Source organism: Leifsonia poae (assembly GCF_020009625.1).
GTDB lineage: Bacteria > Actinomycetota > Actinomycetes > Actinomycetales > Microbacteriaceae > Leifsonia > Leifsonia poae_A.
This window is the reverse complement of sequence record NZ_JAIHLP010000002.1, coordinates 3,157,785-3,170,347: the sequence shown is the minus strand read 5'-3', so window position 1 is coordinate 3,170,347 and position 12,563 is coordinate 3,157,785. Positions and strand designations below refer to the sequence as shown.

Annotated in this window: 10 protein-coding genes; 5 read left to right on the top strand and 5 right to left on the bottom strand. The window is 69.6% G+C overall.

Annotated elements, in window-relative coordinates; genetic code table 11:
• The first annotated feature begins 67 nt into the window (after positions 1-67).
• Positions 68-1,498: an APC family permease gene (locus tag K5L49_RS15925; protein ID WP_374107693.1), complete on the top strand. Its 1,431-nt coding sequence runs from the start codon at positions 68-70 to the stop codon at positions 1,496-1,498.
• A 156-nt stretch (positions 1,499-1,654) separates the two neighbouring features.
• Here the strand turns inward: K5L49_RS15925 and K5L49_RS15920 are convergent, their stop codons facing one another.
• A complete protein-coding gene (locus K5L49_RS15920; protein ID WP_223694246.1) occupies positions 1,655-3,463 on the bottom strand; it encodes a glycoside hydrolase family 9 protein in 1,809 nt (602 codons plus the stop codon).
• A gap of 219 nt (positions 3,464-3,682) precedes the next feature.
• Positions 3,683-4,987 (bottom strand): MFS transporter, encoded by a 1,305-nt coding sequence (locus K5L49_RS15915; protein ID WP_223695319.1) that lies wholly within the window; start codon positions 4,985-4,987, stop codon positions 3,683-3,685.
• A 195-nt stretch (positions 4,988-5,182) separates the two neighbouring features.
• Between K5L49_RS15915 and soxR the strand changes: the two genes are divergently transcribed.
• The gene (gene soxR, locus K5L49_RS15910; protein ID WP_308116557.1) at positions 5,183-5,644 is read left to right on the top strand and encodes a redox-sensitive transcriptional activator SoxR; all 462 of its coding nucleotides are present in this window, start codon (positions 5,183-5,185) and stop codon (positions 5,642-5,644) included.
• Positions 5,645-5,670: 26 nt separating this feature from the next.
• On the opposite strand, the gene K5L49_RS15905 is transcribed toward soxR, so the two are convergent.
• The 3 genes from K5L49_RS15905 to K5L49_RS15895 form a co-directional block, all read right to left on the bottom strand.
• Positions 5,671-6,657 (bottom strand): LacI family DNA-binding transcriptional regulator, encoded by a 987-nt coding sequence (locus tag K5L49_RS15905; protein ID WP_263299410.1) that lies wholly within the window; start codon positions 6,655-6,657, stop codon positions 5,671-5,673.
• Between the two features lie 191 nt (positions 6,658-6,848).
• Positions 6,849-8,984, bottom strand: a complete 2,136-nt coding sequence (locus K5L49_RS15900; protein ID WP_223694240.1) for a glycosyltransferase family 39 protein — start codon at positions 8,982-8,984, stop codon at positions 6,849-6,851.
• Complete coding sequence (locus K5L49_RS15895; protein WP_223694238.1) at positions 8,981-10,339, bottom strand: glycosyltransferase; 1,359 nt, start codon at positions 10,337-10,339, stop codon at positions 8,981-8,983. The genes K5L49_RS15900 and K5L49_RS15895 overlap by 4 nt, the downstream gene beginning before the upstream one ends.
• Before the next feature lie 373 nt (positions 10,340-10,712).
• Here K5L49_RS15895 and K5L49_RS15890 point away from each other — a divergent pair, with 373 nt between their 5' ends.
• From K5L49_RS15890 to K5L49_RS15880, 3 genes are read left to right on the top strand one after another with little or no spacing between them, the layout of a single operon-like run.
• On the top strand, positions 10,713-10,874 hold the full coding sequence (locus K5L49_RS15890; RefSeq protein ID WP_223694237.1) for a hypothetical protein: 162 nt from the start codon (positions 10,713-10,715) through the stop codon (positions 10,872-10,874).
• Entirely contained in the window at positions 10,871-11,515 is a 645-nt protein-coding gene (locus tag K5L49_RS15885; protein WP_223694235.1) for a mechanosensitive ion channel family protein, read from the top strand. Before K5L49_RS15890 ends, K5L49_RS15885 begins: the two co-directional genes overlap by 4 nt.
• 4 nt (positions 11,516-11,519) lie before the next feature.
• On the top strand, positions 11,520-12,242 hold the full coding sequence (locus K5L49_RS15880) for a GAP family protein (RefSeq protein ID WP_223694233.1): 723 nt from the start codon (positions 11,520-11,522) through the stop codon (positions 12,240-12,242).
• Positions 12,243-12,563: the final 321 nt, after the last annotated feature.

The window sequence follows — 12,563 nt, the reverse complement described above, 5'->3', positions numbered from 1 at the left end:
TAACCAATAGCAGACCAAAGGTGTACATTCACGGGTAAGCGCTTTCCTGTCGCTCCGAGTGAACGCAATGAAGGGAACACCCGTGACCCACACCTCCGCATCCGCCGGCCCGTCCGGCACCGCATCCGCGCCCCGCCTGAAGAGGACGCTCGGCGCCCCGGCCCTGCTCCTGTTCGGCCTGGCCTACATGCTGCCGCTGGCCGTCTTCACGACCTATGGCCTCGTCACCGACACGACGCACGGCCACTTGGCCGGCGCCTACCTCGTCACCACCATCGCGATGCTCTTCACCGCGTACAGTTACGCCAACATGGTGCGTGCGTACCCGGTGGCGGGTTCGGCATACACGTACACACAGCGCTCGTTCGGCCGGCACCTCGGCTTCCTCACCGGCTGGACCCTGCTGCTCGACTACCTCGCCCTGCCGCTGCTGAACTACCTCGTCATCGGCATCTACCTCAACGCAGCCTTCCCGGCGATCCCGGCCTGGGTCTTCATCGTGGCGTCGGTGGTGCTGGTCACCGTTCTCAACGTGATCGGGATCACCCTCGTCTCCAGCGCCAACCTCGCGCTCGTCGGCGTTCAGGTCGTCTTCATCGCCGTCTTCGTCATCACCGGCATCGCCTACCTCACCGGCGTCGCGCAGATGCCCGACCTGATCACCCCGTTCTTCTCCGGAGACACCACGCTGTCGTCGATCGCGGCCGGATCGGCCATCCTCGCCCTCGCCTTCCTCGGGTTCGATGCCGTCTCCACCCTCTCCGAAGAGGCGAAGGATGCCCGCAAGTCCATCCCGCGGGCGATCATGCTGTGCACACTGGCGGGCGGCCTGCTCTTCATCATCACCGCATACATCGCAGGTCTCGTCTTCCCCGACTACAAGAACTTCACCGACCTCGACTCCGCGCCGCTGGACGTGATGACCCGCATCGGCGGCAGCGCCCTGTTCACCTTCTTCACCGCGGCCTACATCGCCGGCAGCTTCGCCTCGGCGATGACCTCGCAAGCGAGCGTCGCGCGCATCCTCTACGCAATGGGCCGCGACGGCCAGCTGCCGCGACGCGTGTTCGCCGCCGTGCACCCGCGCTTCAAGACCCCGTGGCTCGCCGTCATCCTCGTCGGCGTGGTCGGCCTCGCCGGCGCCCTGCTCCTGCCGCTCGACATCGCCGCCTCCGTCATCTCCTTCGGCGCCCTGGTGGCCTTCAGCTTCGTCAACCTCGCGGTGATCAAGCACTACGTCATCGATCGCAAGGAGCGCGGCGCCAAGGCGATCGTCGCGTACATCGTCGCCCCGGCGATCGGGTTCGCCCTCACGGTGTGGCTCTGGACCAGCCTCTCGGTGACCACCTTCATCGCCGGCGGAATCTGGGTCCTGGTGGGAGTCCTCATCCTCGCGATCCTCACCGGGGGCTTCCGACGCAAGCCGCCGGTGATGGACTTCTCAGAAGAAGACCCGGCACCGCTCGCCGAAGCGCCGACCCCGGCGCCGACCGCCTGAGGCCACCGACCGCCTCGGGTCGCCGACCGCCTCGCTTCCTCCCACAGCCGACTGCCGTCGGACGAATCGGTCGCCCGACCCGATTCGTCCGATGGGACGGACGTGCCGACGGCGTGTCGAGAGAATCTGCCTGTCTTCGGTGAAGCGAGCGGGACTCTACTCCGCACAGACGGCGAGGAGGAACCAGGCCGAGTGCGGGATCCACTGCTCCGCCCAGCGCCACTCGTTCCCCTCCTCCGCGTCCCCAGGCAGGAACGCGACGCCGTCTTCGTCGTTCCACCCGCCCGTGATCCCGTTGACGATACCGCCGGGACTGTTCTGGTAGACGCCCGAATACTCGACATTGGTGCGCCCGCGCCCCTGGAGCATGCACGAGTCGAACGGGTTCAGCCCGCCCACCCAGGCGGTGAGGTCCGCAGAGAGCCGGCGCAGCCGATCCCGGGTCGCGGCGTTGCACTCGGGCAGCAGAGAGGCGCGGCTCGCGGCATACGCGACCGACGAGATCCCCGCATTCTCTCCCTGCCACCAGTAGCCGGTCTCATTCTCGTGCGGAAAGAAGAAGGAGTCACGAGGAGTGCCGCCCGACGGCTGCACGCGCTGGCGCAGCAGCCCGAACGGGTTGGGTACCGCGTCGATGCGTGCGATCGTTCCGAGAAGGAGGGCGAGGGCCGTTGACCGGGCCCGATCCGCGGCCTCGCCGAGCGCCGCATCCCGCACTGCGCGCGTGGCTCCATCGGATGCGGCGGGGGCAGGCAGGGCGGCCACCACGTCTGCGAAGCGCAGCAGTGCGACCACCGGCAGGCCCGATTCCGCCGCGTGGAAGTACGGCCGGCCTTCGTCGTCGCCGACCAGGTACGCCGTGCCGGTCTCGTCGTCGCGCAGCCGCGCCGCGAGCGCATCCGCCCGCAGCACCGCGGCCGCCTCGAACCGGGTCGCGTCTTCCCCTCGCACAGCCGCCGCGTGCAGCAGTTCGGAAGCGCCGAGGAGGGCGCAGTAGTCGTCGAGGGCCGTCTCCGCGCCATCGAACAGATACTCCGTGTTGTGGGCCTGGAGGTGGTCGAAACCCCGAACGGCGGCGGAGAAGTAGGTATCCGGCCCGAACTCGCCCGCATCGTCGACGGTCGCCGCCAGCGCGAGCGCCGCGATCGCGAGCCCGCCACCGTGCCGGTAGGCCGCCTGCCACCGCTGCGTGCGAACGCTGTCCTGCAGCGGGGCGGTGATCACACGCTCGTCCAGGTTCTTGGTGAGGGCGTCGAAGATCCCGGTGTAGAAGTAGCCCTCCGGCGACTGGAATCGCACGAGGAAGTCGGCCCCGAAGAGCCCCTCGTCGCGCAGCCGCGGGTACTGACTGGTCTCGAATCCAGGATGGGACCGGCGCAGTTCTCCTCCGGCCGTGAGCAGGGCCCAGGCGCAGAGCGGGATCTGCTGCGGGCTCATCGTGCGCGTGTACGTCAGGTGGCTGAGGAATTTGCTCGTGTCGCCGGAGGCGTCGAGCCACCCCCCGCGGGCGTCCACCGTTCGACCGGATGCGTCGTCGTAGAAGTGTGCCGCCGCATCTTTGCGCTCGATCTCGCCGCTCGATCGCTGGGACCGGAAGTACGCGGTGACGTCGGAGACCACGAGCGACGGGATGCGGTGCTCCCCCACCACGAACGGCTCGCTGGCCGTCTCGGCCCCGTCGACCGTCACGACGAGACGGTACGTGCCGGCGTCCGTGAGGGCGGTGAGGTCGACGCGGTGGTACGCCGCCGCTCCCCAGCCCTCGACAGAGAGGGGTGGGCCGACGATCACGGCCGGAAGGGTGTCGTTCGTCGCGTCAGACTGCCGGTCGGTGACAACGGCGGTGAGTCGTGCGGCGGTGATCAGCACGCCGTGCGGGGCGGCGACCAATGCGGCCTTCGGGGCTCCTGCGTTGTATCCGAGATGATCGACCAGCACCACCGGACTCGTTCCGACCGCTTCCACCGCGCCTCCCCGACCCGTCTCTGAACCAACAGCAATACCACACCCTACCAAACCCATACCAAACTGCGCCGGGCACATGAGATTGAGAGGGCGGGGACGGATCAGATGAGGATGTCGCCGCGCCGGCGGGCGGCTGTCGCTCGGTCCCCGCTTGTCGGGAGCCGTCCGCGGCCGGCGCGGCGAGTCTGTGCGCGGGCGACCTTGCTTCGCCCCGCGGGTCTACGGCCGGGGCACGCGCGCCGTGATGCGCGGTCCGGTGGCGAACGCGGCAAGACAGAGCACCGCGGTCAGCGCGAACACCCCGGCGAAGGGCCACGCACCGCCGAGCGGTGCGAGCGCGGCGAACACGATCGCGGTGGCGGCCAGGGCGATCGCCGAGCCGATCGCATCCGCGATCGACAGCGCCGAACTGTTGAAACCCTGATCGTCGATCGTCGAATATTCGAGGGTCAGCACACCCAGCCGGGGGTACAGGATTCCCATCCCGGCGCCCGCGAAGGCCCAGCCGACGATCACGACCACCGGCGGAAGGCCGAACACCGCGGTCGCCAGAAGGGAGGCCACCGCGATCGCGAGACCGATCGCACCGAGGCGCGCCGCGAGCCGATGCCCGATCGCGGGGTACCGGCCCTGCACCCACGACGCCGCCGCCCAACTCAGCCCGGCGGCCGTGAGCGCGAGCCCGGCGACCGAAGCGGACATACCGTACTGGCTCACCAGCAGGTAGGGCACGTAGACCTCCGCCGCGAAGAAGGTGCCGGCCACGAGCGAACGGAGCAGGATCACGCTCGGCAGCCCGCGGGCGGCCCGCAGCGTGCGGTGCGGCAGAAGCGGGCGCAGCGCGACGAGCGCGACGGCGACCGCGACGACCGGGGCGATCCATTGCACGGGCCCGCGCGCTTCGGCGGCGAGGTTGAGGGCGAGCACCGCGACCGCCACGAGCACCGACCAGCCGATGCGGCGGATGTCCCACGGCATCCTCTCGTCGGAGGCATCGGGCGCACGCACCCCGCGCATCGCGGGAACCACCATCAGCATCGCGAGCGCCACGAGCACGACGACACCGAGGAAGACCCAGCGCCAGCCGACGGTCTCCGCCACGATTCCGGCGATCAGCGGGCCGATCAGCGACGGGATCACCCAGGCCGCCGCGAATCCCGCGAAGATCTTCGGGTGCAACGGCGGCGGGTACACACGCGCGACGATCACGTACAGCGCGACGGTGAGGGCCCCGCCACCCAGGCCGTGCACCAACCGGCCGGCGACGAACAGGCCCATGCTCTGGGCGGTGCCGGCCAGCACGAGGCCGATGACGAACAGGCCGACGGAGGCGAACAGCGCATTGCGCGGACTGCCGCGATCCGACCACGCGCCGGCCAGCACCATCCCGACGACGCTCACGGCGAGTGGGCCCGCGAAAGCGAAAGCGTAGAGGCCGGCACCGTCGAGCTCGTGGCTCACGGTGGGCATGATCGTCGTGACCGCGAGCGCTTCGAACGCCGACAGCATGATGAGCGCGCACATCCCGATGCTCACCCAGCGGTACGGCCCGCTGAGCACGCCGCCTGACGGTTCCTGCCGGCCCCCGGGTGTGATCGACGTCTCGACCTGCGGCGGCGGGAGATCGGCGGGTGCGCCGCCGACCCGGGCAGAGAGGTGCGTCTCGGATTCTTCAGGGGCCATGGTGCGAGTCTAGAACCTCAACTATGGTTGAGGTCAATGAACCCGAAGGATGCGGTGCTGAGCGTCGGAGAACTGTCCGTGCGCAGCGGCGTCGCCGTATCGGCCCTGCACTTCTATGAACGCCAGGGACTTATCGAGAGCCGGCGCACCGCAGGAAACCAGCGACGCTATCCGCGGGATGTGCTGCGCCGTGTGGCATTCATCCGGGTGTCGCAGCGCGTGGGGATCCCACTCGCCGAGATCCGTGCCGCGCTCGACTCACTGCCGGCCGGCCGCACCCCGACCAAGAAGGACTGGGCGCGCCTCTCCGGGCTGTGGCGTCATGAGCTCGACGAGCGCATCCGCGATCTGGAGCATCTGCGCAGCGACCTCACCGGCTGCATGGGCTGCGGCTGCCTGAGCCTGCGCACCTGCGCGCTGCAGAACCCGTCGGATGCGCTCGGCGACGACGGCGCCGGCCCGCGGCGCTGGCTCGACGAGAGCGACGTCGCCGACTGACCTTCCGAGGATGCGCGCCGACGCCCTCAGGCGCGGGGCACGCCCGTCGACCCGCGCACGATCAACTCCGGCTGGATATTGCCCGGCGTCGGTTCGTCCTGGCCCGCGATGTCGGCCACCAGCCGGGCCACGCAGCGCCGGCCGAGTTCGTCGAAATCCTGGCGCACCGTGGTCAGTGGCGGCCAGAAGTGGGCGGCCTCGGGGATGTCGTCGAAGCCGATCACGCTGAGATCGTCCGGGATGCGCCGCCCCGCCTCGTGGGCTGCGTGCATCAGGCCGAGGGCCGTCTGGTCGTTGGAGGCGAACACTGCCGTGATCGTCGGATCGGTCAGGAGCTCGCGACCGGCCTGGTACCCGAACTCCGCCGTCCAGTCTCCGCGAGGCGAGGGGAGCCGGTCCAGGCCGGCCGCCGCGATCTCCTGTTCGAATCCGCGCAGACGGGCCAGTGCCTCGATCCAGTCCAGCGGACCCGACAGGTGGGCGATGCGCCGGTGCCCCAGCTCGATGAGGTGGCGCGTGGCGGCGTGCGCACCGGCCAGCTGGTCGACCGAGAGCTCGTTGTCGGCGTACTCGCGCCCGGCCTGCAAGGTGACGTAGGGCACATCGACGCTGATCGCGGCGATCTCGTCGAGCACCGCATCCTGCGGAGCGATGACGACGATCCCTTCCACAGCCTGAGCCATGAGGTGGTCGAGGCCGGCCGCGATCCCTTCCGCCGCGAGCGTGGCGAGGTGGGTGACGCTCACGTAGTAGCCGGCCGCGCGGGCGGCATCCTCGATCGCTCCGATGCTCGACACGGGTCCGTACAGGGCGGCCGTGGAGGCGGCGAGCACACCGATCGTGTTCGAGCGTGAGGTGACGAGCGCCCGGGCTGCGCGGTTCGGCCGGTAGTGCAGCTCGTCCATCGCCCGGCGAACCCGTTCCCGGGTCGACTCGCGGATGCTCGGATGCCCGTTGATCACCCGCGACACCGTCTGATGCGAGACCCCGGCCAGGCCGGCGACATCCCGCATACTCGGTGCCCGCGACGGCGACTTCTCTTCTGTCACGACCCCATTATGCGTTCGCCCCCGGCGCTCGACCTCCAGGGGCGACGAAAAGTTGCCGTGGGAGCGTCGTCGCACCCCCGCGAAGCCGGGCGCGCGACACCCCGACCGGCCCGTGATGGCCGGCCGGGGCGAGCGGGCGAGCCGCCGACGTCGACTCATTTCGTCAGATCGTAGAGCGTCACCCCGTCAACCGTGCTCGCCGTGTAGTTCTTCTCCACCCAGCTCGCGATCTGGCTGGAGACGTTGCTTCCGCCGTTCGACTGCCCGACGGCCCCGCCGATGAAGTAGTGGATCTTGCCGGCCGCGACATCGGCTCGGAACTCCGCCAGCGTTGGCGAGGGATCGGAGCCGTTGAAACCGCCGATCGGCATCACCGCTTCACCCGTGGCCAGCTGGTAACCCGCGGCCGAGTTCGATCCGACAGCGGCCGCCACCCAGGTGTACGTGCTCGCGTCGGCCTTCAAAAGTGCGGCCACTGAGGAGCCGACCGTTCCGGAGTAGAGCAGGCCCCCGGCACCGCCACCGGTTCTTCTGGGCGCGGTTCCTGTCGTCCCACCCGGCGCCGTTCCTGTGCCACCCGGCGCCGTTCCTGTGCCACCCGGGGCGGTTCCCGTGCCACCCGGGGCGGTCCCGGTTCCCCCGGGGGCTGTGCTCGAGCCGCCGGTCCCACCCGGCGCGCCGCCGTTGCCTCCGAAGCCTCCGCCGGCACCACCGGGTCCTCCGGCTCCGCCGCGACCGCCCCCGAACCCGCCCATCCCGCTGCTCACGGTCGGGCCGGCCGTCACGATCGAGCCGGTGTGTCCCGTCGTCACGGTCTGGAGCGAGTACGCGGCCGGCGCCAGCAGAGCGCCGACCAGACTCACGGCGATGGTCGCACCGGCGAGCATCCGGCCTCGCGGAGGGAGCACGAGCAAAACAGCGGCGATCACGGCGAACACGAGCACCACGAATTTCAGCCAGGGCAGCCAGTCCGCTGCGCGCTCCAGGAGCACGTACGCCCAGATCGCGGTGCCGAGCATCACCACCGCGGCGACGATCCTCACCCACACCTTCTTCCGGCCGGCCCAGACCGCCGCAGCACCGATGCCCACCACGCCGGCGAGCGGCGGCGCCAGCGCCACCGTGTAGTAGGCGTGGAAGATTCCGGCCATGAAGCTGAACGCCAGCGCGGTCACGACGAGCCAGCCACCGAAGAGCAGCAACGTCGCGCGGCGCGCATCCGTTCGCCCGGCTGCGCGGCCGAGCACGAGACCGACGACGAGCAGCACCAGAGCGGCCGGGAGCAGCCAGGCGATCTGCCCGCCGACCTCGTTCTCGAACAGCCGCAGGATGCCGGTGGCGCCCCACATCCCGCCGGTCGCAGTGCCACCGCCGCCGCCTGTGACGCTGCCTGTCTCGTCGCCGGTGAGTCGGCCGAGCCCGTTGTAGCCGAAAGTCAGCTCCAGAAAACTATTGGACTGGGATCCGCCGATGTATGGCCGCATCGAGGCGGGCACGAGTTCGACGATCGCCACCCACCAGCCGGCCGACACGATCACGGCGCCGAGCGCGGCGAACAGATGGCCGAACCGCTTCCGCCACGACAGCGGGGCGGCGGCGAGGTAGACGCCCGCGAGCACGGGCAGGATCAGGAACGCCTGCAGTTGCTTGGTGAGGAACCCGAAACCGACGGCCACGCCGGCCCAGATCACCCAGCGCATCCGTCCCGACTCGATTCCGCGCAGGGTGAAGTAGGTCGCGGCCGTGAGCAGCAGAACGAGCAGCGCATCCGGGTTGTTGAACCGGAACATGAGGGCGGCAACGGGGGTGATCGCCAGCACCCCACCCGCGAGCAACGCCGTGCGGGCGGAGAAGTGCCGGCGGACGATGCAATAGACCAGCGCCACCGTCGCCACCCCCATCAGCGCCTCGGGCACCAGGATGCTCCACGAGCTGAGTCCGAACAGGCGCACCGAGAGCGCCATGATCCACAGGCTCGCGGGCGGTTTGTCGACTGTGATCGAGTTGGCCGCATCGGATGAGCCGTAGAAGAACGCCTCCCAGTTCACCGACCCGGCCTGCACCGCGGCCGAATAGAACGAGTTGGCCCAGCCGCTGGCGGCGAGGTCCCAGAGGTAGAGCAGCGCCGTGAGACCCAGCAGGCCGAGCAGCGCCGGACGTTCCCAGACGGCCGAGTCCGCCCTCCCGCGGATGATCCAGCGACCGGCGGCTCTCAGGCGCCCGCCGGGCGGCGCGACGGGATGGTCGGCCGCCGGGATTTCGGCGGGACGGTCTTGTGTCGTGGTGGTCATGATCCGTTCACTTCCTGTCGTTCGGCGGTTCGGGTGGTTTCCGGCAACGAGGAGTCGTGAGGCGTCGTCTGGCCGGTCACCGAGACGGCGTGTTGCGACCCCTCGAAGACGATGGGGTGCGGGTGCGGGTGCGGGTGCGGGCCCGGCATTCGGCCGGCGGCATCCGGCGTGCGCCGCCGGGACCGGAAGACCCACAGGCGCAGGAGCACGAAACGCACGAAGGTGGCCGCCAGGTTGGCGAGACACAGGACGAGCAGCTGAAGGCGCGCCGACGCCTGCGGTGCGGCGGCGTGCAGCACGGCGAGCGAACCGCTGGTCATGGCCCAGGCGATACCGAACACGATGAGCCCCTGAAACTGGTGGCGCACAGCGCCGACCCGCCCGCGCACCCCGAAGGTGAACCGTCGGTTGGCCCACGTGTTCGCGATCGTCGTGATCAGCAGAGCGGCGAAGTTCGCCGCCTGCGCGGGCACGAAGACCGACAGCGCCAGGTACAGCAGGGCGTATGCCGCCGTCGAGAGCACCCCGACCACACCGAACCGCACGACCTGCCCGAAGAAGCTGGGCGGCCGGGGCGGGTCGAACGGCCGGCGACCGAGCTCGGCGTACACCGACTCGAGGGGGATGCGGCCGCGCGCGATGTTGGTGCCGACGCGCAGCATCCCTTTGAGATCCTCTCGTGCCGTCGACACGATGTCGACCGAACTGTGCGGGTCGTCCACCCAGTCGACCGGGATCTCGTGGATGCGCATCCCGGCCCGTTCGGCGAGGATCAGCAACTCGGTGTCGAAGAACCAGGCGTCGTCTTCCACCAGGGGCAGCAGCCGTTCGGCCACCTCCCGGCGGATCGCCTTGAACCCGCACTGGGCGTCACTGAAGCTCACGGCCATCGTGCGTCGCAGCAGCAGGTTGTAGCTGCGCGAGATGAACTCCCGTTTGCCCCCGCGGGTGACGCGAGCGCTGCGGCCGAGCCGGGTGCCGATCGCGAGGTCCGAGTGCCCCGACAGGAGCGGCGCCACCAGGGGCGGAAGTGCCGCCAGGTCGGTGGACAGGTCTTCGTCGAGGTAGACGAGGACCTCGGCCGGCGATGCACCCCACACCTGTTTGAGTGCGCGCCCGCGCCCCTTCTCGGCGAGGTGGACGGCGTGCACGTGCGCAAGCTCGGCGGCCAGTGCGTCGGCGAGGGATGCGGTGGCATCCGTGCTCGCGTTGTTCGCGATGGTGAGACGCCAGGTCTGCTCGATCTGCGAGGTCAGATAGGCGTGCAAGCGGCGGATCGACGAGTCGAGCGTCGCCTGCTCGTTGTAGACGGGCACGACGATGTCGAGCGAGAGGGTTCCGGGTGAGTGCGACATGACAGCCACCCTGTCGCCGTTACCTTTTCGTTATCTTTCCGGATCCTGTGGATGGTTCGGGCGCCACCTGGGGGGTCGCTATGGCCACCTCGGTTCGCGAGCGCGGGCAGCGGGTGTCGCGCGCGGAGGCGTTCGGCAACGACCTCCTCCAGCAGCACCCGAGTAGTGCCGCATCCCGGCTCCGGGCCGGCACCCCACTTGACGGTGTCCGCGTTGCAATGCCACGATCAGGCCATGTCCGCATCATGGGGGGAGACGGGGCCGCAGGCCGGGCGTCACCGACGTCGAGGCGTCTTGGCACCGCCGACCACCCCGCCCCCGGTTGCGAGCCGGTGACGCCATGCTCCGAGCGGATGGAAGCAGCACCGGGTTCTTGAATTTCACGAATCTGAGCGGGTGGAGCGTTGCCATCGCGGTCGCCGTGGTGGTCGTCGGCTGGATCGCCAGCATCTTCGCCAAGAAGGGAATGACCGCCCTGCTGAGCCGGGTGCGCGGCATCTCCCCGAGTTCGCGGCGCTTGCACCCCGACTGGTGAAGTACTTCGTCGTGCTACTCGCCGTCGGCGTCGCCTTCAGCTTCCTGGGGGCACCGATCCAGCCGCTGCTGGCGGCGGCGATCATCGTCGGCGTCATCCTCGCCCTGGCTCTGCGCGGAATCTCAGAGAACTTCGCCTCGGGCGTGGTGCTGCAGACGCGGAGACCGATAAAAATCGGCGACGAGATCGAGTGCAACGGCATCGCCGGAAGCGTCAAAGAGCTGAACGGCCGATCGGTGGTGATCAGGACCCTCGACGGCCGCACCATCCACATCCCCAACTCGCTGCTGCTGCAACAGCCGCTCATCAACCACTCCGAGGCGGGCGCCCGGCGCTCGGAGGTCGAGGTGCGGGTGATGCTGGCCCCGGATGGGCTCGACGACTTCACGGATGCCCTCACCACCACCCTGCAAACGGTCGACGGAGTGCACAGTCGCGAGCACGCCCGCATCCTGTTCACCCGAATCAGCGAGGACCGCACCACCCTCACCCTGCAGTTCTGGCACCATCCGACCGCCGGAACGGTCGTGGGTTCACGCGTCGTGCGCGCCGTCGGTGAGCTGATGCGCGAGCGCTCCCTCACAGGGACAGCCGGGGCCGGCACCTCAGCTGCACCGCTGACCCCGCCCCCGGCAGTGTGACGCCGTGGGCCCTCTGATCGTCTCGCTGCTGCCCCTGGCCTTCGGCATCGCGCTGAGCCCGCTGGCGATCATGGCCCTCGTCGCGGTGCTGCTCTCGCGCCACGGGCGAACGAACGGGATCGCCTTCCTCATCGGCTGGGTGGTGGCGGTCGTCGCGGTTCTGGCCGTCTCGCTCTGGATCTTCGCCCTCGTCGAGGTTCACGCGCGCGCGCAACCACCGCTCTGGGTCCCGCTGGTGCGGCTCGTGCTCGGGCTCTTCCTCCTGCTGGCCGCCATCGTCGTCTACCGCCGCGGGAGCGCCCGCAACCGGCAGATGGCGCAGGCCGTCACCCCGGCCGATGTCGTGCAGGCCGCACCCCAGCTTCCCGGGTGGCTGAACGCCGTCGAATCGTTCAAACCGGGACGGTCTGCGCTGCTCGGGTTCGGCATCTTCGTGCTCAACCCGGTGGACGCCTCCTGCGCCATCCTCGCCGCCCTCGACCTGCAGCTCGCCTCGATCAGCACCGGGGCGATGGTGACGACCGCGATCGTCTTCGCCGTGGTGGGGGTGCTCCCGATCGCCGTTCCGGTGCTGTTCACGCTGATCCGTGGCGAGAAGGCGCAACCGCTGCTCACCGCATCCCGAGGCTGGATCGCGACGCATACGAACGTGCTGAACGCGGCGCTGCTGCTGGTGATCGCCGTGCTCCAGCTGCAGAAGGGGCTCTCCACGCTGCTCGCATACTGACGGCCCGCTCGCGGCCCGTCAGAGTCCGGCGTGGCGCGCCAGGATCTCGACAGCGACCCGCCAATCGGTGACGTCGGAGCCGTCGGAGCCGTCGCCATTCTCCTCGGGCCGCCCTCCTCGGCGCCGCTCTCCTCGCCGCTGGGGATGCGCGCGCGGAACAGCAGCTCGACGCCGCCGCTGGGATGCAGCTCCTCGATCAGGCCGAGATAGTCACCCCCGTCATACACCTCCCAGGCCGCCGTGGCCGTCGGGCTGTACATGAGGGTCAACCGGAAAGAGCCGTAACTGTAGACCGCGTGCTGATGGGCAAGTTCCTTCGCC

Excerpts from the sequence above, each read along its gene's own strand:
- K5L49_RS15925 (WP_374107693.1), top strand. The coding sequence starts at position 68 with ATGAAGGGAACACCCGTGACCCACACCTCCGCATCCGCCGGCCCGTCC.
- K5L49_RS15900 (WP_223694240.1), bottom strand. The coding sequence starts at position 8,984 with ATGACCACCACGACACAAGACCGTCCCGCCGAAATCCCGGCGGCCGAC.
- K5L49_RS15915 (WP_223695319.1), bottom strand. The coding sequence starts at position 4,987 with ATGTGCGCGCTCATCATGCTGTCGGCGTTCGAAGCGCTCGCGGTCACG.
- K5L49_RS15905 (WP_263299410.1), bottom strand. The coding sequence starts at position 6,657 with ATGCGGGATGTCGCCGGCCTGGCCGGGGTCTCGCATCAGACGGTGTCG.
- soxR (WP_308116557.1), top strand. The coding sequence starts at position 5,183 with ATGAACCCGAAGGATGCGGTGCTGAGCGTCGGAGAACTGTCCGTGCGC.
- K5L49_RS15895 (WP_223694238.1), bottom strand. The coding sequence starts at position 10,339 with ATGTCGCACTCACCCGGAACCCTCTCGCTCGACATCGTCGTGCCCGTC.